General features: G+C 71.7%; 28 protein-coding genes. 8 read left to right on the top strand and 20 right to left on the bottom strand.

What is annotated here, in order from left to right:
• Positions 1 to 128: 128 nt before the first annotated feature.
• Positions 129 to 620, bottom strand: coding sequence for a TIGR00725 family protein (locus F1734_RS15785; protein ID WP_003938253.1), 492 nt, complete (start codon positions 618 to 620; stop codon positions 129 to 131).
• Positions 621 to 726: 106 nt separating this feature from the next.
• Here F1734_RS15785 and F1734_RS15790 point away from each other — a divergent pair, with 106 nt between their 5' ends.
• Positions 727 to 1,629, top strand: coding sequence for an alpha/beta fold hydrolase (locus tag F1734_RS15790; RefSeq protein ID WP_010594425.1), 903 nt, complete (start codon positions 727 to 729; stop codon positions 1,627 to 1,629).
• A gap of 8 nt (positions 1,630 to 1,637) precedes the next feature.
• Here F1734_RS15790 and F1734_RS15795 read toward each other — a convergent pair whose 3' ends face one another.
• The 3 genes from F1734_RS15795 to F1734_RS15805 form a co-directional block, all read right to left on the bottom strand.
• A complete protein-coding gene (locus tag F1734_RS15795; protein ID WP_010594424.1) occupies positions 1,638 to 2,258 on the bottom strand; it encodes an FHA domain-containing protein in 621 nt (206 codons plus the stop codon).
• 20 nt (positions 2,259 to 2,278) lie between these two features.
• A complete protein-coding gene (locus F1734_RS15800) occupies positions 2,279 to 2,581 on the bottom strand; it encodes a chorismate mutase (protein ID WP_010594423.1) in 303 nt (100 codons plus the stop codon).
• A 91-nt stretch (positions 2,582 to 2,672) separates the two neighbouring features.
• Positions 2,673 to 3,662 carry a magnesium transporter gene (locus F1734_RS15805; RefSeq protein WP_010594422.1) on the bottom strand — a complete coding sequence of 330 codons (990 nt, stop codon included), beginning with the start codon at positions 3,660 to 3,662 and terminating at the stop codon, positions 2,673 to 2,675.
• An 85-nt stretch (positions 3,663 to 3,747) separates the two neighbouring features.
• On the opposite strand from F1734_RS15805, the gene F1734_RS15810 reads away from it, so the two are divergent.
• Positions 3,748 to 4,158 (top strand): YchJ family protein, encoded by a 411-nt coding sequence (locus F1734_RS15810; protein ID WP_108754919.1) that lies wholly within the window; start codon positions 3,748 to 3,750, stop codon positions 4,156 to 4,158.
• A gap of 69 nt (positions 4,159 to 4,227) precedes the next feature.
• On the opposite strand, the gene F1734_RS15815 is transcribed toward F1734_RS15810, so the two are convergent.
• From F1734_RS15815 to F1734_RS15825, 3 genes are all read right to left on the bottom strand, one after another.
• On the bottom strand, positions 4,228 to 4,458 hold the full coding sequence (locus F1734_RS15815; protein WP_010594420.1) for a DUF6480 family protein: 231 nt from the start codon (positions 4,456 to 4,458) through the stop codon (positions 4,228 to 4,230).
• A 101-nt stretch (positions 4,459 to 4,559) separates the two neighbouring features.
• Positions 4,560 to 4,811, bottom strand: coding sequence for a hypothetical protein (locus tag F1734_RS15820; RefSeq protein WP_010594419.1), 252 nt, complete (start codon positions 4,809 to 4,811; stop codon positions 4,560 to 4,562).
• A gap of 425 nt (positions 4,812 to 5,236) precedes the next feature.
• Entirely contained in the window at positions 5,237 to 6,040 is an 804-nt protein-coding gene (locus tag F1734_RS15825; protein ID WP_010594418.1) for an alpha/beta fold hydrolase, read from the bottom strand.
• 146 nt (positions 6,041 to 6,186) lie between these two features.
• On the opposite strand from F1734_RS15825, the gene F1734_RS15830 reads away from it, so the two are divergent.
• Positions 6,187 to 7,191: a helix-turn-helix domain-containing protein gene (locus F1734_RS15830; RefSeq protein WP_010594417.1), complete on the top strand. Its 1,005-nt coding sequence runs from the start codon at positions 6,187 to 6,189 to the stop codon at positions 7,189 to 7,191.
• Here F1734_RS15830 and F1734_RS15835 read toward each other — a convergent pair.
• Complete coding sequence (locus F1734_RS15835) at positions 7,157 to 7,825, bottom strand: TetR/AcrR family transcriptional regulator (RefSeq protein WP_010594416.1); 669 nt, start codon at positions 7,823 to 7,825, stop codon at positions 7,157 to 7,159. The two genes, F1734_RS15830 and F1734_RS15835, sit on opposite strands and share 35 nt — an antisense overlap.
• Positions 7,826 to 7,914: 89 nt before the next feature.
• On the opposite strand from F1734_RS15835, the gene treZ reads away from it, so the two are divergent.
• Complete coding sequence (gene treZ, locus F1734_RS15840) at positions 7,915 to 9,660, top strand: malto-oligosyltrehalose trehalohydrolase (RefSeq protein ID WP_124259118.1); 1,746 nt, start codon at positions 7,915 to 7,917, stop codon at positions 9,658 to 9,660.
• A 4-nt stretch (positions 9,661 to 9,664) separates the two neighbouring features.
• Here the strand turns inward: treZ and F1734_RS15845 are convergent, their stop codons facing one another.
• Positions 9,665 to 11,188, bottom strand: coding sequence for an MFS transporter (locus F1734_RS15845; protein WP_048771001.1), 1,524 nt, complete (start codon positions 11,186 to 11,188; stop codon positions 9,665 to 9,667).
• Positions 11,189 to 11,283: 95 nt separating this feature from the next.
• Between F1734_RS15845 and F1734_RS15850 the strand changes: the two genes are divergently transcribed.
• Together F1734_RS15850 and F1734_RS15855 are read left to right on the top strand one after the other, a co-directional pair.
• On the top strand, positions 11,284 to 11,820 hold the full coding sequence (locus F1734_RS15850) for a TetR/AcrR family transcriptional regulator (protein WP_003938240.1): 537 nt from the start codon (positions 11,284 to 11,286) through the stop codon (positions 11,818 to 11,820).
• Positions 11,821 to 11,900: 80 nt separating this feature from the next.
• Positions 11,901 to 12,164: a hypothetical protein gene (locus F1734_RS15855; RefSeq protein WP_010594412.1), complete on the top strand. Its 264-nt coding sequence runs from the start codon at positions 11,901 to 11,903 to the stop codon at positions 12,162 to 12,164.
• Positions 12,165 to 12,221: 57 nt separating this feature from the next.
• Here the strand turns inward: F1734_RS15855 and ilvA are convergent, their stop codons facing one another.
• Both ilvA and F1734_RS15865 read right to left on the bottom strand, forming a co-directional pair.
• Positions 12,222 to 13,544 carry a threonine ammonia-lyase IlvA gene (gene ilvA / locus F1734_RS15860; RefSeq protein ID WP_010594411.1) on the bottom strand — a complete coding sequence of 441 codons (1,323 nt, stop codon included), beginning with the start codon at positions 13,542 to 13,544 and terminating at the stop codon, positions 12,222 to 12,224.
• Between the two features lie 115 nt (positions 13,545 to 13,659).
• Positions 13,660 to 14,094 carry a nitroreductase family deazaflavin-dependent oxidoreductase gene (locus F1734_RS15865; protein ID WP_010594410.1) on the bottom strand — a complete coding sequence of 145 codons (435 nt, stop codon included), beginning with the start codon at positions 14,092 to 14,094 and terminating at the stop codon, positions 13,660 to 13,662.
• Between the two features lie 159 nt (positions 14,095 to 14,253).
• Between F1734_RS15865 and F1734_RS15870 the strand changes: the two genes are divergently transcribed.
• Positions 14,254 to 14,478 (top strand): hypothetical protein, encoded by a 225-nt coding sequence (locus tag F1734_RS15870; protein ID WP_010594409.1) that lies wholly within the window; start codon positions 14,254 to 14,256, stop codon positions 14,476 to 14,478.
• A gap of 22 nt (positions 14,479 to 14,500) precedes the next feature.
• On the opposite strand, the gene dnaE is transcribed toward F1734_RS15870, so the two are convergent.
• From dnaE to lspA, 7 genes are all read right to left on the bottom strand, one after another.
• Positions 14,501 to 18,037: a DNA polymerase III subunit alpha gene (gene dnaE / locus F1734_RS15875; protein WP_010594408.1), complete on the bottom strand. Its 3,537-nt coding sequence runs from the start codon at positions 18,035 to 18,037 to the stop codon at positions 14,501 to 14,503.
• Positions 18,038 to 18,138: 101 nt separating this feature from the next.
• The gene (gene rarD / locus F1734_RS15880; RefSeq protein ID WP_017682028.1) at positions 18,139 to 19,062 is read right to left on the bottom strand and encodes an EamA family transporter RarD; all 924 of its coding nucleotides are present in this window, start codon (positions 19,060 to 19,062) and stop codon (positions 18,139 to 18,141) included.
• 46 nt (positions 19,063 to 19,108) lie between these two features.
• A complete protein-coding gene (locus F1734_RS15885) occupies positions 19,109 to 19,672 on the bottom strand; it encodes a LemA family protein (protein WP_119699845.1) in 564 nt (187 codons plus the stop codon).
• 65 nt (positions 19,673 to 19,737) lie between these two features.
• Positions 19,738 to 21,519, bottom strand: a complete 1,782-nt coding sequence (locus F1734_RS15890) for a DUF2207 domain-containing protein (RefSeq protein WP_203010781.1) — start codon at positions 21,517 to 21,519, stop codon at positions 19,738 to 19,740.
• Between the two features lie 46 nt (positions 21,520 to 21,565).
• Entirely contained in the window at positions 21,566 to 22,195 is a 630-nt protein-coding gene (locus tag F1734_RS15895) for a hypothetical protein (protein WP_082061290.1), read from the bottom strand.
• 11 nt (positions 22,196 to 22,206) lie between these two features.
• Entirely contained in the window at positions 22,207 to 23,115 is a 909-nt protein-coding gene (locus tag F1734_RS15900; RefSeq protein ID WP_017682382.1) for an RluA family pseudouridine synthase, read from the bottom strand.
• Positions 23,116 to 23,129: 14 nt separating this feature from the next.
• A complete protein-coding gene (gene lspA, locus F1734_RS15905; protein ID WP_010594402.1) occupies positions 23,130 to 23,747 on the bottom strand; it encodes a signal peptidase II in 618 nt (205 codons plus the stop codon).
• A gap of 66 nt (positions 23,748 to 23,813) precedes the next feature.
• Between lspA and F1734_RS15910 the strand changes: the two genes are divergently transcribed.
• A complete protein-coding gene (locus F1734_RS15910; protein WP_372446869.1) occupies positions 23,814 to 24,758 on the top strand; it encodes a hypothetical protein in 945 nt (314 codons plus the stop codon).
• 64 nt (positions 24,759 to 24,822) lie between these two features.
• On the opposite strand, the gene F1734_RS15915 is transcribed toward F1734_RS15910, so the two are convergent.
• Together F1734_RS15915 and F1734_RS15920 are read right to left on the bottom strand one after the other, a co-directional pair.
• Positions 24,823 to 25,320, bottom strand: coding sequence for a WKL family lipoprotein (locus F1734_RS15915; protein ID WP_026138151.1), 498 nt, complete (start codon positions 25,318 to 25,320; stop codon positions 24,823 to 24,825).
• A gap of 142 nt (positions 25,321 to 25,462) precedes the next feature.
• Positions 25,463 to 26,806, bottom strand: a complete 1,344-nt coding sequence (locus F1734_RS15920; RefSeq protein WP_017682385.1) for a DNA polymerase IV — start codon at positions 26,804 to 26,806, stop codon at positions 25,463 to 25,465.
• Positions 26,807 to 26,822 lie beyond the last annotated feature (16 nt).

Raw genomic sequence — 26,822 nt, forward strand, 5'->3', positions numbered from 1 at the left:
ACTCCTGACGACCGGTGGACTGTGCTGCTTCCACGGTCGTCCGCAGACCCCGATGCAGATACCGACCCCAGCGGTGGAGGTGGCACCCGCAGGGGTGGTCGAGAATCACCCTCGGGTGCGGGAAGTCCTCAACCGGTCCAGCCCGCGGTGGGATCGCGCCGCCACAGCAGGTCGTGGATGGCTTCGACGGCGTCCCCGGCGGAGGTGACGGCGAGCACCCCGGCGGCGGGCAGCGGCCACCCCCCGATCGAGATCACCGGGACCCCGGTCCGGACGGCGAGCGCGATCTCGCTGAGCGTGCCCCAGCTGCCGCCGACCGCGATCAGCGCCTCGCACGTGCGTACCAGCAGGGCGTTGCGCATCTCGCCGAGCCCGGTCGGAATCGACACGGTCAGGTACGGGTTGGCTTCCGCGCGGTCGTCGCCGGGGAGCAGGCCGAGGGTGGTGCCGCCGGCCTCGGCGGCGCCGCGCGACGCCGCGGCCATCACCCCGCCCAGTCCCCCGGTCACGACGACGGCGCGTCGCGCCGCGAGCAGCCCGCCGACCTGACGGGCGATCCGGCGTTGTTCGGCCGTGGCTTCCGCGGGCCCGACCACGCCGACGTACCGCTGCGCATCCATGACGAGATTGTCCACCACCCAGGGTGCAGAAGTGGCCCCCTGAGGTGAAATCCACCACCACCGGGGCTGCTCGTCCCGGCGCCGGCGTCCGTGGATCCTTGTCCGCATGTCCACCCTCCGCACCGAGCGCTTCGTGCGCCGCCACACGGTGATCGCCGACGACGGCGTGCCGCTCGCGGTCCACGAACTCGGCGCGGCCGGCGCGCCGCTCACCGCCCTGTTCGTCCACGGGCACTGCGGACGCACGGAAACCTGGGCGCCGCTTCGTGATTCGCTGATCCGGCGGTACGGGGCCACGCTGCGGATGGTGTTCTTCGACCACCGGGGTCACGGCGCGTCCGGCACTGCCGGGCCGGAGACGTACACCGTCGAACAGCTCGGGCGTGATCTCGCGGCGGTACTGCGCGCGGTCTCCGCCGGGCCGGTGGTGCTGGTCGGCCACTCGATGGGCGGCATGACGATCCTGTCCTACGCCCGTCAGCATCCGCACGAGATCGGCACCCGCGTCGCCGGGGTCTGTCTCATCGGCACCGCCGCCGGTGATCTCGGGCGGTCGGGTCTCGGGCGTTACCTCGACAGTCCCGCGGTCGCGTTGTTCCACCGGGCGGTGCGACACGCGCCCGGCGCGGTGCAACGCGCGCTGCACCTGGGTGGGCGGGCGGTGCGGCCGCTGCGGCGGACGTCGCAGCGACGAACCCCCGGCTCCCGGTTGGCGGCTCTGATGGCGGTGCTGGCGAACGACACGCCGGTGGTGACGATGGCGGCGTTCCTGCGATCGTTCGCGGTGCTCGACGAGTCCGCCGCGTTGGCGGTGCTCGCCGCCGTCCCCGCGGTCGTGCTGTGCGGCTCGGCGGACGAGTGGACCCCGTTCGAGCTGTCGGCCGGTCTGGCGGAGCGGCTGCCACGCGCCGAGCTGGTGCGGGTCGACGGCGCGGGCCATTCGGTGATCACCGACCGGCCCGCGGAGGTCGCGCGGGCACTCGGCGGGTTGCTGCAGCGGGTCGGGTGAGCCGCCGGTCAGAGGTCGCGTTCGGTGATGACGCCGCTGTGGAGGGCGAGCTCGGCGAGCCGGACCCGCTTCTGGTTCTGCGGCAGGTCCTCGACCCCGAATTTCGCGAACAGCGCCCGCAGGTGGGTCTTCACCGCATCGACGCTGAGGAACAGTTCGGAGGCGATGTCCTGGTTGGATGCCGGGGTGGCGAAGGCGGCGCCGTGCTTGTAGGGCCGGCACAACGCGAGCAGGATGCCGCGTTGTGTCTGCGTCAGCGATCGCACCGTCGGCAGCTCCGACGCGACACGGGTCGCCTCGTCCGGGCCGGCGCCGATCTCCTGGAAGGTCAGGCGGATCGAGCCGATCCGGATGCTGTCGCCCTCCCGAAGCCGCCGGCGTCCCGTGATGCGTTCCCCGTTGAGGAACGTGCCGTTTCGGGAGAGCCCGTCGTCGAGGATGGTCCAGTGGGTGCCGATCCACTCCACGACGGCGTGCAGGCGGGAGACCTCGTTGTCGCCGGTGAAGGCCACATCCGACGTCGGGGCCCGGCCGATGGTGACGCGAGGCGAGCCCGGCGACAGCTCGAATCGATGCTGCCGCCCCTGCTTGTCGACGTATGTCAGACGCGATTCGGTGACGACGCTCATCACAACCTCCGGGGGCGGACTCAATCCTGCCCGCAGGTCGCGGTGTCGGCAAGGGGTTCGCGGCCCAACCGCAGCAGCGTCGCCGCCAGCGCCGTGCCGTCCCGGCCCAGCGCAGTGGTGAACCGGGTGAGCGCCGCCATCTCGCGGCACGCATGCACGGACGTCGTTCCGTGCCCGGCGCGGCGCAGCCGGCCGGCACGGTGGACGAGGCCGGTCCGGTACCGGATGGCGGCGACGATCTCGGCATCGATCCGGTCGATCTCGTCGAACACGCGATCCGGGTCGGTGTGGCTCGGGGTGAACCTCTCCGAGGTTGCGGTCACGGGGCCTCCACGGGTTGTCGGTCGGTGGTCTCATCGTGACCCGGTATCGTCCTGCGCCCCAAGGAACCCTGGGGTGGAGATCGCCCCACCCTCAGCCGAGGAGCAGCGTCACGGCCACGAAGTAGATGACGATGGAGAGCAGGTCCTGGATCACCGTCGCGAGCGGGCCGGACCCGAACGCCGGGTCCTTGCCCAGCCGTTGCAGCGCCCACGGCAGCACCATCGCCACGGTCGTCGCGATGGTGCTCGCGGCCAGCACGGCCGACGCCACGGCGACCGCGAGATCCCGGTTCCCGGTCATGAGCAGCACGGCCGGCAGCATGGTCGCCCCGAGGAGCGCCCCCACCGACAGTCCGGTCAGCACCTCCCGGCGCACGATCCGGCGGATCCCCACCCCTACCGAGAATCCGCGGATGACCAGTGCCTCGGTCTGCGTCCCGACGGCGTCCGCCAGGTACACGATTCCCGGCACGAAGTACGCGACGGCGAGGTCGGCGTCGAGTTCGGCCTCGAACACCTGCATCAGGCGGGCCGAGACCATGGCCCCGATCAGACCGACGACGAGCCACGGCAGCCGGTGCCAGAGCCGGCGACGGATTCCCTCGACGCTCGAGGCCCGCGCCGCCTCCACCGAGTGCGCGAAGCCGCCGATCCGGGCCATGTCCTGATCGTGCTCGTGCAGCAGCACGGCGAGCAGTTGTTGCGGCGCGATGAGGCCGCGGAACCGGCCGTGGCCGTCCACGACGGCCAGGCCCGGCTCGCCGTGCTGCACCGCTTTCCACGCGGCGCGTTCCTGCGCGGTATCCGGGTGCACCACCGGCGGATCCGGGTCCATGAGGTCGTCCATCCGGGCGGCACCGGGGGCCGCCAGCAGCCGTTCGATCGTGACGAGACCGGCGAGCGTCTCACCGACGAGCACGGCGACGACGGCGGCACTGTCGAAGCTGTGTTCCCGCATCCGGTCGAGCACGTCGGCGGCGGTGTCGTACGGCCCGGCCACCGGGACGGCCGCGAAGCTGTGGTGTAGCGCGGTGCCGGGACTGCCCTGTCCCCGCGCCGGTGTGGCGGCAGAATCGACCATGGTTCACCGTTCCTCCGACCGCGCTCGTCCCGGGCGTCGATCGTGCCACGACCGTCCGGTTCCGGGCGGCGGCGATAATGTGCCGGTGACTCGACGCCCGCGCTACCCCCGGCCCGAATCGTCCGCTCCGTGTCCGTGCGGCCGGGGTCTTCCGTTCGGCGACTGCTGCGGGCCGTTCCTCGCGGGTGGGGACGCGCCGACGCCCGAGCAGCTGATGCGGTCGCGGTACACCGCCTTCGCGGTGGGCGACGACGACTATCTGCGTCGTACGTGGCACCCCGACACCCGCCCGGCGCGACTGGATCTCGATCCGGCGCAGCGGTGGACCGGGCTCGAGGTGGTGCGCACGAGCGGCGGGTTCCTGCACTCGGAGGGGACGGTCGAGTTCCGGGCCCACTACCGCTTCGGCGGTCACGAGGACGTGCTGCACGAGCACAGCCGGTTCCTCCGTGAGGGTGGCCGCTGGTACTACGTCGGGGCGCTCGGACGACCCTGACGAGCCCGACCGTTCGGTGTCTCAGTCGTTCGGTGTCCCAGTCGTTCGGTGTCCCAGTCGTTCGGTGTCTCAGTCGAACAGGGCGAACGCGCGCGCCACGAAGAACGCCGCCACTCCGAGCACGATCAGCGCGATGAGCACGATCGCGAAGACGGGCATCACCCGGCTCGGGTTCGGTTGGGGATGCGACAGGCCGGAGGTCTGTCCGGCGTCGGGTGGGGTGTCTCCGGGCTGTACGCCCCCACCGGCGTCGAGGCCGGGCGCATCTTCGGGTCGGGGTCCGGGGTCCTGGTTGCTCAAGTGCGCTCCTGGTGTCTGCTGTACGGAAACAGGGCCGAGCGCAGCGTCTCGGCCCCGACCGCATACCCGGTTTCCGGCGGCGCAATCCTCACCCGTGGCCGTCAACCGAACGGACCGGGCAGGTGCCGCGAGAACCACACCGCCTCCCCGAACGGTTCCGCCGCCGCATCGAAGTGCCGGCTCACGTCGGTGAGGGCATCGATCAGTCCGCTCACGGCGATCTCGTCGGCGAGGGGCAGGGAGTCCCGGTCGAGCGCGTCGGCGGCCTCGACGATCGCCGCGATCTCCAGCACGAGATCGAACATCCTCTCGCGTGCCGCGCCGACCCGGGACGCGAAGCTGGCGTGGCTCATGGAACCCCTTCTCGGCAGCGTCATCTCCGGCGCACCGTCACCGACCCGTCGAGCCGGCGACGATCGCCGTCCGCACCCCCGGTGGGGGCGCGGACGGTGGAACCTGTCGGCCCCGGGTATCCGCCGCGCGGTGGTCCGAAACACGCCCGCCGTGCCGTCGGCGGGTTGTGTCAGCGTCCCCGGTTCGGCACCGGGGCACGTCGCACCGCCCGAGGTCGGCGTGGCTGCTCGGCGGGGTTATTCGGCGGGGCTTCGGTGGATCGAGGAACGTGGACACACTTATTCGGATAATTTTGATATTCCGTCTCGTATGGATTCGTGCCCGTACATCCCGATCGCTCCTGCCCGGTGCCCTCCCGCTGCTGTGCGCGAGCTCCGCACGGTTCAGGTCGCCGGGCGGCTGCCGCGCCCCTCCGACCTGCGGATCAGCCCTTCTCCGCCGCGGCGAAGTGCTTCCTGAGGTGCTCGGCGACCGCCTCCGGCTGTTCGAGTGCCACGGAGTGCCCTGCGGCGTCCACCGTGACGTGCCGGCCGCTCGCGGCGTCGGCGATGTTCGCCGACGAGATCGGCGGCGGGTACGCGTGGTCCTCGCTCCCGGCGACGGCGAGGACCGGCACGCGGCACCCGGCCAGCTCCTCGACGATCCGCCCGCGGTGGATGACGCCGTGGGCAGCGTCGCCGATGCGGGGTTCGAGCCGGGCGATCGCGGCGCGCCACGTGCTCGTCATCGAACTCTCCTGAGCGAGGCTCGAATCGCCGAACATGATGTACATGACCGTGTCGACGACGTCCGCCGTGCCGTGCTCGGTGAGATGCTCGACCAGCGGAGCGAACTCGGCGAGCTTGTGTTCCTCCTCCGCCGACGAACCCAGCGCGGCGGCCGTGCGGAGCAGTTCGGGGCGTCGCGCGGCGAGCCGCAGCGCGACGAACCCGCCGAGCGAGTTGCCGACGACGTGGCACGGGGCCAGACCGAGGTGTTCGATCAGGGCCGCCGCGTCCTCGGCGAGGACGTCGACCGCGAGTTCCGCCCGCGGCGCCGGGGCGCTCTCGCCCTGCCCGCGATGATCGTAGGCGACGACCCGGTACCCGTCGGCGGTGAACTTCTCCGCGAGCGCGTCGAACATCGTGTGATCGAAGAAGAGCGAATGGCTGAACACGATCGGCACTCCGTCGCGCGGACCGGCGTCGACGTAGGCGAGTTCCGTCCCGTTGACCGCTGCTCGCAGCATGGAAACCTCCTGGATCGGGCCACCGCGCTCCGGCTGTGGCGTTCGTCACTACACTGCCGACGAGCGTAGGGAGCGGGCGGGACGCAGCACTCGCCGATCCGCGCAGAGCACTGTCCGGCGCGCGCACGGCCGACGAGGAGGTCACGGTGGCAGCGGAGTACGAGGTGCGGTTCACGACGACGGGCCGGGTGCCGGAGCGCGACCGCGCCGAGTTCTGGACCGACCACGTGCGGTTCAACCACGGCACCCTGGACTATTCGTTCCCCGATCGGGACGAGCGTGCCCCGGCCGGCTTCGTCGGGGCCACACACGTGCAGCGCTGCGGCGGTCACCAGCTCGTCGAGTTCTGGTCCGATCGCATCACCTACGCGCGGACCGCCCGGCACGTCCGCGGGGACGACGACCGGAGCATGCGCTTGTTCGTGCCGAAGTCCGGTGCGCTCACCGTCGCCCACGGCGGGCACGCACTGCCGGTGCCCGTCGGGCGCGCGGCCCTGGTGTCGATGGCCCGCCCGTTCGAGCTCGTCCATGGCGCCCACGCCCGGGCGTGGGTGCTCACCGTCCCCGAGGGCTGCCTGCCCGATCGGGCCGTCGCCGACGGCCCGAGTGTGCTCGACCTGCGCCGCGGCGTCGGGGCGGTGGCGGGGACCATGACGCGGACGCTGGCCCGCGAACGCACGTCGCTGTCCGGCCCCGCCTTCGTCGCGATCAGCGCACGGGTGATCGAGCTCGTGTCCCTCGTCCTGGCCGATACCCACGGCCCCCTCCGTCCCGGTGGCCTGCAGGCGGTGGCCGAGGCGGCCCGGGCCTACGTCGACGAACGTTCGGACGACCCGGATCTGACCCCGGCGTCGATGGCCCGCGAGCTGGGCTGGTCGCTGCGCCAACTGCAGCTCGCGTTGCGGACGGCCGGCACCACGCCCGCGGAACTGCTCCGCGCCCGGCGGCTGGACCGCGCCCGCAGCCGCCTCGAGGATCCGCGCTGGAACGCGGTGTCCGTGGGGGGTATCGCCTTCGCGTCCGGCTTCGGTTCGCTCAGTGCGTTCGGCACGGCGTTCCGGGCCCGTTTCGGGACCACCCCGAGGGCGGTGCGGGCGGCCGGGCCCGCGGCCGCGCTCAGCGCAGGAGCGTCGCCCGCAGGGTCGCCGTGAGCCACGCCCGGTATTCGTCCACGTCCCAGCCGCAGTCGCGGCGCAGCAGGGCATGCACCTGCGGAGAACCCAGCGTGTAGAACACGTGCGCCGCGTGCTCCACGCTCACGTCGTCGCGCAGCAATCCGTGCCGGTGCAGCCCGTCCGCGATGGTGCGCGCGTTGTCCGCGGTCGCGCGCGCGTCCTCGTCGGCGAACCGGCGCATGTCCGGGTCCGCACCCGAGGACTCGACCGAGGTCATCAGCAGACCGCCGGCCCGCTCGAGCAGGTCGGCGCCGTAGCGGACGACCTGCTCGACGATGCGTTCGGCGTCCGAGCCCGCGGTTCCGGTCGCGACCCGTCCCGGACGTGGCCCCCGGCCCGGCGCGGGCTCGTCGCCGACGGCAACCGCGGACCCGCCCGCGACCGCGGCGTCGAGCGCCTCCCGGAACAGTTCGGACTTGCCGCCGGGGAACGCCGTGAAGACCGTGCGCACCGCCACCCCGGCAGCCTCGGCGATCTGCCTGACCGTGGTGCTGACGTACCCGCGGTCGACGAAGAGCCGGGCGGCGGCGTCGACGATCGTCGCTCGCGTCCGGCGCGCAGCCTCCTCACGCAGCGGTGAACTGTAGGCCCTCTTGGCATGCTGGGACATCGAACTCAGCTTATCAGCATCGGTTGCATCGGAACTGCAGCCGATTCCGGAGGTCTGCAGCGGCAGCGGCGAGCGGGCATGCTGATCGGGTGCACACCTTCGAGGTCTGGGCTCCGACCCCGCAATCCGTCCGGCTCCACGTCGACGGCACCGTTCACCCCATGCGCCGGGAGGACCAGGGGTGGTGGCGCACCGAGGTCGACGCCTCCCCCGGTGCCCGTTACGGCTTCCTCCTCGACGAGGACGAGACCGTGCTGCCCGACCCGCGCTCCCCGCGGCAACCGGACGGGGTGCACGGGCTGTCCCAGCTGCACACGCTCGACGAGCGCGCCTGGACCGACACGTCGTGGACCGGCCGGCAACTCGCCGGCGGGGTGGTGTACGAGTTGCACGTGGGCACCTTCACCGAGGAGGGCACCTTCGACGCGGCCGTCGCCCGGCTCGACGACCTCGTCGACCTCGGTGTCGACCTGGTCGAACTCATGCCGGTCAACGCCTTCAACGGCACCCGCGGGTGGGGTTACGACGGTGTGCTCTGGTACGCGGTGCACGAGCCCTACGGCGGTCCGGACGGCCTGCAGCGCTTCGTCGACGCCGCCCACGCCCGCGGCCTCGGGGTGATCCTGGACGTGGTGTACAACCATCTCGGACCGTCCGGCAACTACCTGGACCGCTACGGGCCGTACCTGTCCGGTGGGCAGGGCACCTGGGGTGCGTCGGTCAACCTCGACGGTCCGGACTCCGGCGAGGTGCGCCGCTACATCCTCGACAACGCCCTGCGCTGGATGCGGGAGTTCCACATCGACGGGCTGCGCCTGGACGCGGTGCACGCTCTCGTCGACCACACCGCCGTGCATCTGCTCGAGGAGCTGGCCGTCGCGACGTACCGGATGTCGGCGCATCTGGGCCGTCCGCTCAGCCTGATCGCGGAGAGCGATCTGAACGATCCGAAGATGATCTCGCCCCGCGCAGCCGGCGGTTACGGCCTGCAGGCGCAGTGGGACGACGACATCCACCACGCCGTGCACGCCGCCGTCTCCGGGGAGCGGCAGGGCTACTACGGCGATTTCGGTTCGCTCGACTGCCTCGCCCGCACCCTGCGGCACGGGTTCTTCCACGCCGGCACCTATTCGAGCTTCCGCGGGCGCACCCACGGGCGGCCGCTCGACACCGGGCGCGTCCCGGCGAGCTCCCTGCTGGCCTACACGTGCACCCACGACCAGGTCGGCAACCGGGCGGTCGGCGACCGGCCCGGCCACTACCTCGACTCCGGTCAGCTCGCCGTCAAGGCCGCGCTGGTGCTGACCTCCCCGTTCACCCCCATGCTGTTCATGGGCGAGGAGTGGGACGCGAGCTCACCGTTCCAGTACTTCACCTCCCACCCGGAACCCGAGTTGGCCCGGGCCACCGCCGAAGGACGTCGGCGCGAGTTCTCCGAGCACGGATGGGACGCCCAGGACGTCCCCGACCCGCAGGATCCGGAGACGTTCCGGCGGTCGACGCTGAACTGGGCCGAACGGACCGAACCCGCCCACGCACGGGTGCTCGACTGCTACCGGCAGCTCCTGGCGTTGCGCCGCGAACGCGCCGAGCTGACCGATCCGTGGCTCGAGCACCTGCACGTCGACTACGACGAGGACGAGCGCTGGATCGTGCTGCACCGCGGCAGCCTGCGCGTGGCGTGCAACCTCGGACCCGACCCGGTCACCGTGCCCTTCGGCGGGGCTCCCCTCGTGTGGTGGGAGCCGGTGGTGGTCAACCGGACCGCCTCCGCGACCCTCGTCCCGGGGCATTCGTTCGTCGTTCTCGACGCCGCCGCTGCACCTCGGACCTGACGGGTCATCGCGGGCTCAGCATCCGCAGGGTGAGCACGGCAGTGGCCGCCAGAATCGCCGCCGTGGCGGCCGCGGCACCGTGGGTGCCGGCGACGAACGCGGAGCGCGCCGACTCGAGGAGGATCTCCGCCTCGGCCGCCGGCAGGCGGCCGGCCGCGGCGACGGCGCCGCCGAGGGTATCGAACTCGTGGTCCCCACCCGGGACGCCGAGCCGGGACCGGTAGACGGCGGTGACGACGCTGCCGAGGACCGCGACACCGAGGGCGACACCGAGCTCGTAGGCCGTCTCCGACACCGCGGACGCGGCGCCGGCCCGGTCGGCCGGGGCGGCCCCGACCACCAGGTCGGTGGTGAGGGTCAGCGCGATGCCGACGCCCACGCCGATGAGGACGAAACCGGCGACGAACACGCCGGCTCCGTGCGCGGTGTCCAGCGCCAGGAGCACGGCGGCGCCCACGGCTGCGACGGCCAGGGCACCCGACAGGACGGTTCCCACCGGCAGGCGCCGCACGAGCCAGGCCGCGCCGAGTGCGGACAGGGCGCTGGTCGCGGTGCCGGGGAGCATCAGCAGACCCGCCTCCAGCGGTCCGACTCCGAGGACCAGCTGCAGGTACTGGGAACCGAAGAACAACACCCCGGCGAGGGCGAAGATCGACAGCAGATTGGTCGCGACGGCGGCCGAGAACTCGCGGTGCCGGAACAGCGTGAGGTCGAGCAGCGGATCCGCCGCGCTCCGCTGGCGACGAACGAACGCGACGGCGGCCGTCAGACCACCCCCCAGCGCGACCAGCGCCGCGACGCGGGGGCCGTGCAGCGCGGTCTCCTTGACCGCGTAGACGATCGGTACCACGGCCAGCAGGGACAGGGCGGCTCCCGGCAGGTCGAAGCGGCCCGGGTGCGGATCCCGCGATTCCGGGACGAGGAACGGCGCGGCGACCACGAGGACCGCCATGATCGGAAGGTTGATCAGGAACACCGACCCCCACCAGAAGTGCTCGAGCAGCCAGCCGCCGACGAGCGGGCCGGCGGCGGCCCCGCCGCCGGCCATCGCGCCCCACACGCCGATGGCGACGGTCCGCTCCCGCGGATCGGTGAACATGTGCCGGATGAGTCCCAGGGTGGCGGGCATGAGGGTGGCGCCCGAGACACCCTGTAGTGCCCGCGCCACGATCAGCAGCTCGGGACTCGGCGCCCACGCCGCGAGCACCGACGCCGCGGCGAAGCCGACGGCACCGATCAGCAGGAGCCGGCGTCGGCCGACGCGGTCGCCGAGCACGCCCATCGTCACCAGCAGACCGGCCACGGCGAACGAATACACGTCGATGATCCACAGCAGCTGGACCCCACTCGGGGCCAGATCGGCGCTGAGGAAGGGCAGGGCGAGGTCGAGAACGGTTGCATCGACCGCGATCAGCAGCACGGCACCCGCGAGCACCACCAGGCCCGCCCAGGTGCGCACGCCGGCCTGCGCATGCCCGGTTCCCGCGTCCGCCGGGTGGACCGGCGGCATCTGCCCGGTGTTCGTCATCCTTCGTCCCTCCACACTGAACCGTCCAGCCGGTACACAAAGTACGGTAGCACCTACCGTCCGGACGGTACAGAAACGGACGGTAGGATCGGGCCATGGCCTCCGACACACGCGACCGGATCCTCGACGCCCTCGAACGCACCCTCGTCGACGTGGGGGTCGCCCAGGTGACGCTCGAGGGCGTCGCGGCCGCCGCAGGGGTATCGAAAGGCGGTCTGCTGTACCACTTCCCGACCAAGGAGGCGATGCTCGCCGCCATGGTGCGGCGCCTCGGCGAACGCGGCGACGCCCGACTCGCCGACGCCGTCGCGGGCGGCACCCCGGTCGCGGAGTGGTACCTCGCCGACCCGGACGAGACCGGCGACTCGGCGGAGATGGACCTGTTCCGGTCCACGGTGGCCGCCCTGCGCAGCGCCGACGGCCGGCACGACGACGTGCACCGGGCGGTCGTCGAGGTGCTGCGGTCGTGGGACGAGGGGCTGCGCGCGGAGATCGACGACCCGGTCACCGCCGAGATCGTGCGCCTCGTCGGCGACGGCATCTACCTGGGCGCGATGCTCGGCCTGCCCAAGCCCGACCCGGAACTGCACAGGCGCGTCGTCGCCCGGCTCCTGGGGACGAAGAACCCTTGATTGTCGCCGACCGTCCCGAGTACGGTCAAGAGTAGTCGGGGAATCTTCCTGCACGCACACGCTTCTCGGGGTGTATTTCCATGAAACTCCGGACTGCCACCGTCGGCGCACTCCTCGCCGCCACCCTCACTCTCGCCCCGGCCGGAGTCGCGGCCGCGGCACCCGCCGACGCCCCGGCGCCGATCGGGATCACTTGGGAGCAGACCGATCACCGCAACGACTGGGATCGCCGCGACCACCGCGACCGCCGGGACCACGATCGCGGCTGGGAACGGAACCGGTGGGGTCCGCCGGCCCCGTGCTGGTGGTTCGGCCCCTGGCTGGTCTGCGCCCCCTGGCGCTGAGCGGCCGCCGCGGACCGCGGCGGGGGACGGCGCTCCCCCGCCGGGATCCCGTCCGGCTCAGGTGAGATAGCGGTAGGCCGGCGAGCCCGGCTCGAGCCGCTGCGCCTCGATCGGCGAGAGGTCCATCCGCGCCAGCAGTGACGCCAGACCGTCGGCCGTGCCGAGTTCGATGCCGACCAGCGCCGCACCGAACTCCCGGTTGTTGCGCTTGACGTACTCGAACAGGGTGATGTCGTCGTCGGGACCGAGCACCTCGTCGAGGAACCGTCGCAGCGCCCCGGGCTCCTGGGGGAAGTCCACCAGGAAGTAGTGCTTGAGACCGCGGTGCACCAGAGAACGCTCGATGACCTCCCCGTAGCGGGAGACGTCGTTGTTGCCCCCCGAGATCAGGCACACCACCGTCGCACCCGGCGCGACGGTCAGCCCCTCGAGCGCGGCGACGGACAGCGCCCCCGCCGGCTCGGCGATGATGCCCTCGTTCTGATACAGGTCGAGCATCGCCGTGCACACGGCGCCCTCGTCGACCTGGGTCATCCCGAACGGCCCGGTGCCCAGGCCGTCGTTGCGCAGCGCCGCGACCAGCGGCAGGTTCGCGTGGGAGACGATCTCGGGGCCGAGCCGGGAGACGACCGCGTACGGCACGTCGCCGACCCGTTTCACGGCGGCTCCGTCGACGAACGGATCCACTTCCGGCAGGGTCACCGGCCCGCCCGCGACGAGGGCAGCGGTCATCGACGCCGCCCCGGCCGGTTCCACCCCGACGATCGAGGTGTGCGGCGACTTCTCGTGCAGGTACGCCGCGATGCCGGCCAGGCAGCCACCGCCGCCGACCGGAACCAGCACCAGGTCCGGCGCCGCCGGCAGCTGATCGAGCATCTCCCGGGCGATGGTGCCCTGACCCGCCGCGGTGCGGGCGTCGTCGAACGGCGCGACCATCGTCGCGCCGGTCCGCGCGACGTCCTCCGCGGCCGCCGCGGCGGCCGCGTCGAAGGTGTCACCCGTCGGGATGAGTTCGACGAACGCCCCGCCGTGCGCGCGGATCCGGTCCCGCTTCTGCTTAGGGGTCCGGGTGGGCACGTAGATCCGGCCCCGGACCCCCATCGCCCGGCACGAGTAGGCCACGCCCTGTGCGTGATTGCCGGCGCTGGCCGTCACCACACCCGCCTCGCGTTCCGCCGGGGAGAGCTGCGCCATGACGTTGTAGGCGCCGCGCAGCTTGTACGAGCGCACGCGGGTGAGATCCTCGCGTTTGAGATAGACGTTCGCCCCGGTGAGGACGGAGAGCCGCTCGCTGTATTCGAGCGGTGTGGGGGCGACGACCGCGGAAATTCGCTCCGCCGCGGCCTCGATGTCGGCCACGCTCAGGGCGGGCAGGTGCATCGGATCAGCGGTTCGCGAAGTAGTGGTCACCTACCCATGCTGCCACTACCGACCCGGAACCCCCAATGCGGGTTTCGCCACTGCGTCCGCTGCCGCGGCCGCCGGACCCCGCGCGCTACCGGGGCTCGAGGACGAAGACCGGGATCTCCCGATCCGTCTTCTTCTGGTACTCGGCGTAGTCGGGGAACGCCTCGACCGCACGCCGCCACCACAGGTCCTTCTCCCTGCCGTGGACCTCGCGGGCGGTCATGTCCCGGACCGTCGGCCCGTCACGCAGTTCGACGTGCGGATCCGCCCGGACGTTGAAGTACCAGACCGGATGCGTCGGGGCACCACCGAGCGAGGCGACCACCGCGTACACCCCGTCGTGCTCGACCCGCATCAGCGGGGTCTTCCGGAGCTTGCCGCTCTTCGCTCCGCGGCTGGTCAGCACGACCACCGGCCGGCCGTTGAGGGTCGTGCCCTCGGTGCCGCCGGAACCCTCGTACAGCGCCACCTGATCGGCGGCCCACTGGGACGGACTCGGTTCGTATTCTCCGGTGAGAGGCATGGCTCCAGTCAACACCGGCGCGCACTCCGCCGCAGCGCACCGGGCGGATCCGTCCGCCCGGGTCCGACATCACCCCCGCGATCGGCAAAGTTCGGTGGCCCGAACACAAGTCTGCGAGTAGCCTGGTGAACGGATTCCCCGAGGCGCACGGAGGTCGAGATGACGACGGATTCGCCCGCTCGCGTCCGCCGCCGGCCCGCGTCCGTCGACGTGGCCGGAACCGCATGGCCGCTGTACAAGCTCGAGGCGCTCGTCGCGGCCGTCCTGGTGCTGCTGGCGCTGTTCGCGATCACCGCGGACGCGCAGACCGCCGTGCTCGCCGCCGCCGGCACCGCCACCGTCGTGTGGTGGGCCCGCCTGCTGCACTACCGCCGCGAGCCCTGACCGCCCCCGTCCCGGGAGCCGGTCACGTCGCCAGGCAGGCCGGCCCGAGCAGGGCTTTGAGATCCCCCATCAGCGCAGACGAGGGCTCCACCCGCAGGCTGTCGTCCACCTTCAGCACGGTCACCTTGCTGCCGGAGATCAACCGCACGTGCACATCCGAGGTACCCGGGTGGCGGGTGAGCACGCTCTTGAGCGCACCCACCTTGTCAGGGGTGCACAACCGGGTGGGCATCGACACCGACAGCGGCTTGGCCACCCCCACCTGAGACAGGTCGGGCACGGCAAGATCGTTGGCGATCAACGAGATCCGGTCGTCGCGGACCGACACCCGGGCCTTGACCAGCACCACGGAGTCCTCGACGACGTCCATGCCGTACACGGAGTAGGACTGCGGGAAGAACAGCACCTCGATCCCGCCGGCGAGGTCCTCGAGCTGAGCCGACGCCCATGTCAGGCCGTTCTTGTTGATGCGGCGGTTCACCGAGGCCAGGATGCCGCCCACGGTGACCTGGGCGCCGTCCTTGATCGCGCCTTCGAGGATGGTCGGGATCGCGGTGTCGGCCTGCTGGGCGAGGACGTGCTCGACGCCGTTGAGCGGATGCCCGGACACGTACAGGCCCAGCATCTCCCGCTCGAGGGCGAGCTTGTGCTTGGTGTCCCATTCCTCCTCGGGGATCTTCACGTTGAACACCGAGGTCACCGACTCGTCGGCATCCGCGCCGCCGAACAGGTCGAACTGCCCGATCGCCTCGGCCTTCTTGGTGCCCATCACCGCGTCGATCGCGTCGGCGTGCACGAGCATCAGGCCCTTGCGGGGATGGCCGAGCGAGTCGAAGCCGCCGGCCTTGATCAGCGACTCGGTGACCTTCTTCGAGCACGCGAGAGCGTCGATCTTGTTGAGGTAGTCGGAGAAGTCGGTGAACCGGCCCTTCTCCTCCCGCGCGCGGATGATGGACGCGACGACGTTGGAGCCGACATTGCGGACCGCGCCGAGGCCGAATCGGATGTCCTCCCCCACCGACGCGAAGTCCACCCGCGACTCGTTGACGTCCGGCGGCAGCACCGTGATCCCCATCTTGCGGCAGTCGGACAGGTAGACCGCGGCCTTGTCCTTGTCGTCGCCGACCGACGTGAGCAGGCCCGCCATGTACTCGGCCGGGTAGTTGGCCTTGAGGTAGGCCGTCCAGAAGGAGACCAGGCCGTACCCGGCGGCATGCGACTTGTTGAACGCGTACCCGGCGAAGGGCAGGATCGTGTCCCACAGGGCCTTGATCGCCGGCTTGGAGAAACCGTTGGCGAGCATGCCCTCCTCGAAGCCCTCGAACTCGGCGGCGAGGACCTCGGCCTTCTTCTTGCCCATCGCGCGGCGCAGGATGTCGGCTCGTCCGAGCGAGTAACCGGCCACCTTCTGAGCGATCTGCATGATCTGCTCCTGGTAGACGATCAGACCGTAGGTGTCGGCGAGGATGTCCTTCAGCGGTTCCTCGAGCTCGGGGTGGATCGGCTTGACCTCTTGCCGGCCGTTCTTGCGGTCGGCGTAGTCGTTGTGGGCGTTCATGCCCATCGGTCCGGGCCGGTACAGCGCGAGCACGGCGACGATGTCCTCGAACCCGGTCGGCTGCATGCGGCGCAGCAGATCCCGCATCGCGCTGCCGTCGAGCTGGAACACGCCGAGGGTGTCGCCGCGGGCCAGTAGTTCGTACGTGGGCGGATCCTCGAGCGGCAGCGTGTCGAGGTCGAGGTCGATGCCGCGGTTGTTCTTGATGTTCTCGATCGCGTCGCCGATGACGGTGAGGTTGCGCAGACCGAGGAAGTCCATCTTCAGCAGGCCGATGGCCTCGCACGACGGGTAGTCCCAACCGGTGATGATCGCGCCGTCCTGCGCCCGCTTCCACAGCGGGATCGCATCCATCAGCGGCTCGGAGGACATGATCACCGCGCACGCGTGGACGCCCGCGTTGCGGATCAGGCCCTCGAGGCCGAGCGCGGTGTCGTAGATCTTCTTCACGTCCGGGTTGGATTCGATCAGCGCCCGGACCTCGGCGGCCTCCTTGTACCGCTCGTGGTTCGGATCGGTGATGCCCGAGACCGGGATGTCCTTGGCCATGATCGGCGGCGGCAGCGCCTTGGTGATCTGATCGGCGATGGCGAATCCGGGCTGGCCGAACTGCACGCGGGCCGAATCCTTGATCGCGGCCTTGGTCTTGATGGTGCCGAAGGTGATCACCTGGGCCACGCGGTCGGCCCCCCACCGGTCGGTGGCGTAGCGCACCATCTCACCGCGGCGGCGATCGTCGAAGTCGATGTCGATGTCGGGCATGGACACGCGCTCGGGGTTGAGGAACCGCTCGAACAGCAGACCGTGCGGGATCGGGTCGATGTTCGTGATGCCCATCGCGTAGGCGACGAGGGAGCCCGCGGCCGAACCGCGGCCGGGGCCGACGCGGATGCCGACCTCGCGAGCGTGGCTGATCAGGTCACCGACGACGAGGAAGTAGGCGGGGAAGCCCATCTCGTTGATGACGCCGATCTCGTACTCGGCGCGGGTGAGGTACTCCTGCGGCACGCCGTCCGGGAATCGCCGGTCGAGCCCGCGCAGAACCTCCTCGCGCAGCCACGTCGCCTGCGTGTGCCCCTCGGGGACGGGGAAGATCGGCATCCGGTCCCGGTGGGTCCACACCTCCTTGTAGGGCTGGACCCGCTCGGCGATCAGGAGCGTGTTGTCGCACGCGCCCGGCACCTCGTCGTCCCACAGCGCCCGCATCTCCGCGGCGGACTTCAGGTAGTAGCCGTCACCGTCGAACTTGAAGCGGGTCGGATCCGAGAGCGTCTTGCCGGTCTGGATGCACAGCAGCGCCTCGTGGTTCTCGGCGGCGTCCTTGGTGACGTAGTGGCAGTCGTTGGTCGCCAGCGGCGGGATGTCGAGCTTGCGGCCGATGTCGAGCAGGCCCTCACGGACCCGACGCTCGATGGACAGGCCGTGGTCCATGAGTTCGAGGAAGAAGTTGTCCTTGCCCCAGATCTCCTGCCACTTCGCGGCCGCCTCGAGCGCTTCGCGCTCGTGGCCCAGACGCAGCCTGGTCTGGATCTCCCCGGACGGGCAACCGGTGGTGGCGATGATGCCCTCGGCGTGGTGGGCGATGAGATCCTCGTCCATGCGGGCCCACTTGCCGAGCTGCCCCTCGATCGACGCGAGCGACGACAGCTTGAACAGGTTGCGCAGCCCGGTGGCGTTCTCGGCGACCATCGTCATGTGCGTGTACGAGCCCGAGCCGGAGACGTCGTCGGATTTCTGGCTCGGGTCGCCCCACTGCACGCGCTTGGTGCTGAACCGCGACTCGGGCGCGATGTAGGCCTCGATGCCGATGATCGGCTTGATGCCCTGCTTCTCGGCGACGTTGTAGAACTCGCTGGCGCCGTACATGTTCCCGTGGTCGGTCATCCCGACCGCCGTCATCCCCAGCCGCTCGGCCTCCTTGAACAGGGGACCGACCTTCGCGGCTCCGTCGAGCATCGAATACTCGGTGTGGTTGTGCAGATGAACGAACGAGTCAGCCACGCGTGCCTCTCCCGGAAGGTCTGTGAGCATCCCGAGTGTAGGCCCCCGCGGCGACGGGATCGGACCGCCACACCGGCCCGGACGGCGTGTCGTGACCGGTGTTACTGCGGTGCACTCGAGGGGACCGGCTCGAGCGTCCCGCGAGCCCGGCGACCCCGGGCCACGGCGTCGGCGGTGAAGATCGCGAGCGCGATCCAGATCAGCCCGAACCCGATCCAGCGGGAGGCGGGCATGTCCTCGTGCAGGACCAGCACACCCCACGCCATCTGCAGGCTCGGCGTCAGGTACTGCAGCATGCCGAGGGTGACCAGGGGAACCCGCTGGGCGGCCGCACCGAACAGCAGCAGGGGCAGCGCCGTGACGAGCCCGGCCGACACGAGCAGCAGCGAGTGCCCGGCGCCGTGACCGAGGAACGTGCCGGTGCCGGTGACGGCGAGGAAGATCAGGTAGCCCGCCGCGAAGGGCACGGCGACGACGCCCTCCCCCGTCAGCGAGGTGCGCGGGTCGAGCGGCACGATCTTCTTGATCACCCCGTACAGGGCGAACGAGAACGCGAGGGTGAGCGCGATGATCGGCGGCCGCCCGTAGTCCACGGTGATCACCGCCACCGCGGCGGTCGCCACGAGCAGCGCCGCGATCTGCGCGCGGCGCAGCCGCTCCCGGAAGAACAGCACCCCGAACAGCACGCTGACCAGCGGGTTGACGAAGTAGCCCAGTGCGGTTTCGACCACCCGACCCGAGACCACGCCGTAGATGTAGGTGCCCCAGTTGACGGCGATGGCCGCGGAGGCCGCCGCGACCAGCGCCCACACCCGCACCCCCAGTCCCCGCAGCGAGCCGAGCCGGCCGAGGACGGCGAGCAGCAGCAGCATCGCCAGCAGCGTCCACAGCACCCGGTGGGCGAGGATCTCCACGGCTCCGGCGGGTTCGAGCAGGCCGAAGAACGCGGGGAACATCCCCCACGTCAGGTAGGCGCCGAGTCCGAACAGGATGCCGGTGTCGGGGCGGGATGCGGTGCTGCTCACCAGTCAACGGTAGGGCGGGCGGATGCTCCGGAGCGCGCCGGGGCGATCAGAACGACACGGTCGGCGGCAGTTCCGTGCCCGCCGGGGCGGTGTAGAACTCGCGCTCGCGCACCCCTGCCGGCCCTGCGAAGAACATCCACGGGATGGTCTTCAGCGACGTGTTGAGCCGGCCTGCGGCGTCGTTGTAGTACTGGCGGGCGAAGGCGAGCTGGTCCTCGGTCTCCCCCAGCTGACGCTGCAGGTCCAGGAAGTTGGCCGAGGCCTTGAGGTCCGGGTAGTTCTCGGCGACGGCGAGCACGTCGAACATCGCCTTCTCGAGGCGCGCGTCGGCCTGGGCCTTCTCCGCCACCGTGCCGCCGGAGGCGGCCCGCGACGCGGCGGTGCGCGCGGCGGTGACCTCCTCGAACACGCTCTTCTCGTGCGCCGCGTAGCCTCGCACCGTCGACACGAGATTCGGCACCAGGTCGGCGCGCCGGCTCAGTTGCACGTCGATGCCGCCCAGGGCCTCCTGGGCCAGCACGTCGGCGCGGCGCAGCCGGTTGAACCCGACCACGAACACGGCGACGAGCACCACCACCAGCACGACGACGATCACGACTGCGGTCACCATGGGACCGCCCTCCTTCCGCTGCCCGGCACCGGTGCGGGCGCGCCGGTGCCTCGTTCACCACTCGGTCACCAGGAGCCGCCGCCCCCGCCGCCACCACCACCGCCGCCGCCGCCACCACCGCCCGACGACGAGGACTGGGACGCGGTGTACGCGCCGATCGACGACGACAGGGCCGACTCGAAACTGTCGAATCCTCCTGCCCCGGAAGCGAATCCGTGCACTCCGACCGGATACGGGTACCACGCCGGCACCGGTGGCTCCGCCCCGGTGACCGTGCGGTACTTCTCCGCCCACTTCTCGGCCACGCCGAAGGCGACCGCGTGCGGAATGTAGCGGGTGTAGAGGTCCTGTTCCGCCGAGAACCGGTAGCGGTCCTCGCTCGACGGGGTCACGAGCATGCGCCGGAACCCGCCGGCACGCGACCACAGCTCGCGGCCCTTCGCGGTGCGCCGGGTCCCCGCCTCCGGGCGCAGCAGTTCCCAGCCCCCGAACACGAACGCCGCCGCCGGCAGGCCCCACATGCTCGGCCACACCGGCACGGCGAACCCGGCCACCGCGAGCACCAGCGCCAGCACCACCGCCGCCTTACCGAGGCGCTCGCGCGTGGACGGGGCCACCAGACCCTCGTTGCGGGCCCAGATCCGGCACTGGGACGCCAGCTCCGTCGTCGCCTTCGACAGCCGTTCCCCCGCCGACTTCGAGCCGTCGGCCCGCAGCACCGCCCCCGGGTACGAGATCTGCAGCGCGTCGCCGACCGCCCGGGTCACCGGATCGGTCGCCGCCCACGTGTCCGCGGAGGCGACGCCCCGGACCTCCCACACGTCCGACTTCTTGCCGGTCCCGGCGGGACGCAACTCGACCAGCCCCTCCTCTGCGGCGTACAGCAGCGTGGCCGCGAGCGGTGCAGGTCCGGGGCGTTCGGAGGCGACGTAGACGGTCTGCACCGGTCCGAAACCGTCCGGCGGCGCGTACAGCACCGGCAACCCCGGCTCGGGTTCGCGGGCCGTCCAGGCCCATCGTGCGGCGGCGGCGAACGCGAGGAGACTCGACGCCGCGACCAGGGCCACGATCGGCGCCGACCGGCCGACGATCGGATCCCAGGCGACCGACCAGGGCACCGTGCTCCGGGCCGGGGCGTCGAGCCCGAGCCCGATGCGCACGTTCACCGCGGTGCGGGGTGCGAGCCCGGTCACGCCGACGGACACGGTGTCGGTGCCGGCCCCGCCGAGGACGCAGGTCGCCCCCGGCGCCGCACATTCGACCACGCCCGACGCCGCGGGCAGCCGCACCGTGATGTCGGCACGGTCGACGGCCATCTCCCACCCGCCGGGTACCACGCTCCAGTGGAAGACCGATCCGACCGGGGCCGCCGTCCCGGCGGCCGTGTCGAACGTGCCGGCGGCCGCGCCCGGCGGGTCGAGGACCCCCTCCGTGGTGTACGCGAGGCGATAGGTGTGGGTGCCCGGCTCCAGGTACACGTCGGGGTCGCCGATCTTCGCGACGACGAGTCGGCGGCCCTGCTCCCAGCTCGTCTCGTACGGTTCGGGCTCGCCGTCACGTTCGACGGAGACGATCTCGGGGATGTGGCGCACGTGCGGGTCGGCGCCCGTGGTGACGTCCCAGTACCGGAAGATGCCGTGCCGGTCGGCCGGAAAGTCGACCGTGACGGTTTCGGTGGCGGTGAGGCCGCCGTCGGCGTCGACGGCGTAGTCGACGCTGTAGTTCGTGATCCGCGCCGGATCCGCCGCCTCGGAGGCCTCGCCGGTGTCGAGCCCGGCGAGCAGCGGCCACAGCAGACCGGCCGCGGCGAGCAGCGCCACCACGAGGTACCCCAGAACCCGTGCCACGGCGTCACCGTACCCAGTGGCGACGCGCCTGTCCCGCCGACCGGGCTCAGGGCTCGCCGTCGTCCGGTCCCGGAGCGACGACGTCGACGTGCTCGGGCAGCAGCGGGTTCACCGAGAACGCCCCCGCGACGGCGTCCGGCGGCAGCAGTTCGACGGCGCGGACGCCGGGGGCGGCGGCGAGCTCGGTCGCCGCCGCCGGCGCGACGCGCACCACGACGCCGACGACGCAGGCGCACCCGTCCGCGAGGCGATCGGCCGAGACCGCGGCGACACGCGCGGCCCGGTCGGCGCCGGCCGCCTGGCGCAGTCGGCCCGCCGCGACGGCAGGCGCACGCCGCAGCGCCTCCGGGTGCTCGGGCACGTCGACCGCGACCAGCGGGGTCTGCACCCGCTCGATCGGGACGCGGAACAGCACCTGCGCGATGCGGGGGTCTCCCGGCAGCGCCGCCGCCTGCTCGACCGGCACCGGCGCAGTGAAGGAGACCAGTGCCCACCGCGGTTCGCCGGTGGCGGACTCGACGCTCGCCTGGGCGCGCGCGAGGTAGCCGGCGACCGCCTCGCCGTGGTCCGGACCGAGCGTGTCGGTGCGCACCGTCGCCGGCCGGGGCGGGGTGAGCAGTCCGGCCGCGAGCACCGCCAGCAGCAGTGCCGCCGTCGCCGCCCAGGGCAGGGACACGCGCCGCACGGTCAGGCGCTGCGCAGCACGGCGAGCGCGTGCTCGAGGTCGGCCGGGTACTTGCTGGTGATCTCGACCCAGCGTCCGTCGGCCGGGTGCGCGAACCCGAGAGAGCGGGCGTGCAGCCACTGGCGTTCGAGACCGAGCCGCTCCGCCAGGCGCGGGTCGGCGCCGTAGGTCAGATCCCCGCAGCAGGGGTGGCGCAGCGCCGAGAAGTGCACGCGGATCTGGTGGGTGCGGCCGGTCTCGAGGTGGATGTCGAGCAGGCTCGCGGCCTGGAACGCCTCCACGGTGTCGTAGTGGGTGATGCTGGGCTTGCCGTCGGCGGTGACGGCGAACTTCCAGTCGCTGCTGCGGTGCCGGCCGATCGGCGCGTCGATCGTGCCGCTGCTCGGATCGGGGTGTCCCTGCACGAGGGCGTGGTAGCGCTTGTCGATGGTGCGCTGCTTGAAGGCCCGCTTGAGCACCGTGTAGGCACGCTCGGACGTCGCGACGACCATCACTCCGGAGGTTCCCACGTCGAGCCGGTGGACGATGCCCTGCCGTTCGTGGGCGCCGGAGGTGGAGATCCGGAACCCGGCTGCGGCCAGGCCGCCGATCACGGTCGGTCCGGTCCAGCCGACGCTCGCGTGCGCCGCGACGCCCACGGGCTTGTCCACCGCGACGATGTCGTCGTCCGCGTAGAGGATCTCCATGCCCTCGACCGGGGTCGCCTCGATGGTCAGCGGCCGCGGCGGCTCGGGCAGTTCCACCTCGAGCCACGAACCGGCGGACAGCCGGTCCGACTTTCCCGCGGCGGCGCCGTCGACGAGGACGGCACCCTCCTCGGTCAGGGCGGCGATCGCCGTGCGCGACAGGCCGAGCAGCCGTGCCAGGCCCGTGTCGACCCGCATCCCGTCGAGCCCGTCGGGGACGGGCATCGCCCGGGTTTCTCTCACTGGTGTGCTTCCTTTCTGCTGCTGCGGGCGGAGTCGGTCTTGCGTGAGCCGTCCGGTTCGATGCCGAAGACGGTCAGCGCGACGAGCAGGATCGCGCCGCAGACGATGGCGGAATCGGCGACGTTGAACACCGGCCACCAGCCGACGGACACGAAGTCGACGACGTGCCCCTGCAGCGGGCCCGGGGACCGGAAGATCCGGTCGACCAGATTACCCAGCGCTCCGCCGAGGACGAGTCCGAGTCCCAGGGCCCACCACCCCGACCGCAACGTGCGGCCGATCCGGACCACACCCACCACGACGGCGACCGCGACGAGGGTCAGCAGCCACGTCATACCGGTCGCCATGGAGAAGGCGGCACCCGGGTTGCGCACCAGCGTCAACGTCACCGTGTCCCCGACGACGGAGATCGGGTCGGCCGGGTCGATGTAGTGGACCGCGAGGATCTTCGTGAGCAGATCGAGGCCGAAGACCACCGCGGCGAGGGCGAGCAGCGCACGCAGTCGCCGGACCGGCGCGGGCGCATCCTTCCCCGGGGAGTCGGCCGGCGCCGACGCACTCGGTTCCGCGACGGTGTCGGGGTGGGCATCGTGCTCGGTGGGGTCGTCGGTCACCTTGTCATCATCCCCCATCGGAGGAGCACGACGGCCACCCCGCCCGCCGTGGCTACCCTGGGGTGCGTGCCTGTGCTGCCCAGATTCGCCCGCCCGAGGGCCCGCTCCCTCGGTGTGGCCCTGTCCCTGACCACCCTTCTCGCCGGGTGTGGCAACTCCGCCGACGGCGCGGCCCCTGCCTCGACGGCGACCTCGACGGAGGTCACGGTGCCCGTCGCCGCGGTCACCGCGGTGGTCCTGGACCCGGGGGCCGAGCCGCGCAGCCGGATCCGTCTCACCCCGCCCGCCGGCACAACCCAGCAGGTGGCGCTCACGACGTCCTCGCAGGTCTTCCAGTCGATCGGTGATCAGCCGGAGCAGGATTTCTCCACCCCCGAACTGACGTTGCCGCTCACCGCAACCGTGGGCGAAGCCGTGTCGGACACCGCGCCGAGCAGCCTCGTGGACCTGCGGATCGCGGATGCGACATCCCCGGACGCGGCCCTCGCCGCGGCGCTCGGTCCCGCCGAGGGATCCGAGGCGGGGCTGACGATGTCGCCGTCCGGGGCGGTGAGCGCGCTGCGGCTCGACCCCACCCCGGACTCCGCGGACATCGCCCGCTCGGCCATCGAACAGGCCTTCTACCAGGCCGTGTACCGGATGGTGTCGTTCCCCGAGGACGAGATCGGCGTGGGTGCCGTGTGGGAGATCCACCAGCAGGTGATGAGCGGGATGGCGCTCGATCAGGTCGCCACCGCGAGCCTGCTCGAACGGGACGGCGACCGGCTGACCGTGCAGTTGCGCATCACGCAGACCCCACGGGAGTCCACCTGGGCTCTGCCGAACGGGTCCGGCCAGTTGAACATCGACCGGTACGAGATGACAGGCGAGGGCACGATGACGATCGACCTGGGCCGGCCGCTCCCGATCGCCGGGGATCTGACTGTCGGCGGTGAACAGGCCTACAGCGATCCCGCGGGCACCACGCGCCTGGCACAGACCCTGGTGGACCGGGTGCGCTGGCAGTCCTGAGCGCCCGCCGGACGTGACGGCGGCCGGGGCGGAATCTCCGCCCCGGCCGCCGCGTCGGTCTTCGTCAGGCGCAGGCGGGCGACTGCAGCTGAGCGGTCGCGACGATGGCGCAGGCGTTGTTCTTCGACAGCTTCCACACGCCGTCCTCGGCGACGAAGTCGACGGTGCCGACGGCGGGCTGCTGCGCACCGGCCAGCAGGGTCTCGATTCCGGCGGTGACCGTGCCGTTCTGGTTGTCGTTGACGTCCAGGACGGTGATCTGCGCGCCGGCCTGCTCAGCGGCGGCGGCGACCTGGTCGATCAGTGCCGGATCCTGCTCGGCGCCCTGCACGAGGTTCACCTTCTCCTCGGCCGGGACGGTCTCGTCGAACGCCTTGGCCAGCATGGCGTTGAGATCCTCGACGGTCGGCACCGGCGGGTACTGCGCGACGGCCGTCGTGGTGCTGGTGGTGGTCTTCGCCGAGGTCGAGGTCGAGCTACCTCCGTCGTCCGAGCTGCAGGCGGACATCGTGAGGGCGGCGGCCACAGCCACCGTGGCGACAGTGATCTTGCGAAGCTTCAAGTTCTCGTCCTTCTCGTTCTCGATCGTGCACGGATACCGTGCTCGGTTCATCCAGCAGCGGATGCTCCACCGGGACAGCGGATCGCCCGTAAGCGTACCCGGCGGTAGTAAGAAGACTTTGAGAGCGGCGGGGCACGCGCATTCACCCGAGTGCGGCGAGCGGATCGGCCTCGGACAGGGCGGGATCGTTCTCGTCGAGGGTGCGGGCTGGGCCCGGTCCGGACGAGCGGGTCTCGAAGCGGACCGTCACCACGCCGTGTCCGGCGCCCTGCACCCAGCCGTGCCCGAATTCCGGATGCCGCACGTCCGTGCCGGGACGCCACCGCGGTCCCGCCGGCGGCGCGGCCCGCTCGGGCCGGACCTGCGGCGACGATTCCACCGTGCCCTCCGGGGCCTGCTCGAGCTCGGGAAAGAGCGAGTCCTGCCGGATGCTGGACAACCCGGCGAGGCCGACACCGACGAGGCGGATCGCGCCGATCTCGAGCGGATCGAGCACGAGCCGCTGCGCCGCCGCCGTGAGCGTCGCCACGTCCTCGGTGGCGTACGGCAACGTCGACGACCGGGTGAGGATGCTCATGTCGGCCTTGCGCAACTTGAGCACGACGGTCCGGGCGGCGCGACCGTCGCGCCGCAGCCGGCGGTGCGCGGCGTCGGCGGCGGTGGTGACGGCGCGTCGCAGCTCGGCGAGCGTGACGATGTCGGTCTGGTACGTCGTCTCGGCGCTGACCTGCTTGGCGTCGGCGCGTTCGAGGACCGGCCGATCGTCGTGCCCACCGGCGAGCCGGTGCAGCGCAGGACCGACCGTCGCACCCAGGATCGACGCCGCCTCCGCGACCGGCAGCGCCGCCAGGTCCCCGATCGTGTCGATCCCCAGCCGGCGCAGCCGCTCCTCCGACACCGGTCCGATCCCCCACAGCTTGCGCACGGGCAGACCGTGCAGCAGTGCCAGCTCCTCCTCGGGCCGCACGACCAGCGCTCCGTCGGGCTTGGCGAGGCCCGAGGCGATCTTGGCGATCTGTTTGCCGGAGCCGGCGCCGACGGACGCGACGAGACCGGTGCGGTCCCGCACCTGTTCACGCAGCCGCGCACAGAACCCTTCCACCTCCCGGTGCGCGGCACCGGCGAGTTCGGCGGGCTCGGCGAACGCCTCGTCGAGCGACAGCGTCTCGAGCACGGGGATCTGTTCGCGCAGCACCTCGAACACGGTGTGACTGAGGGTCTGGTAGAGCACGCCCCGCGGCGGCAGCACCACCGCCGCGGGCCCCACCAGCCGGCGCGCGCGGCTCATCGGCATCGCCGACCGCGCCCCGAAGACCCGAGCCTCGTAGCTGGCCCCGGCGACCACGCCGCGCGCGCCGAGACCGCCGACGAGCACCGGTCGCCCCCGAAGGGTCGGCCGGGTCAGTTGCTCGGCCGAGGCGAAGAAGGCGTCGAGGTCCAGGTGCAGGACCCAACGTCCACCGCCGCGAGTCACCACGTCGGACACCCGCGAATCTTCGCCC

Origin of the sequence: Rhodococcus ruber (genome assembly GCF_016804345.1) — a bacterium.
In the GTDB taxonomy this organism is placed as follows: Bacteria; Actinomycetota; Actinomycetes; order Mycobacteriales; family Mycobacteriaceae; genus Rhodococcus; species Rhodococcus ruber.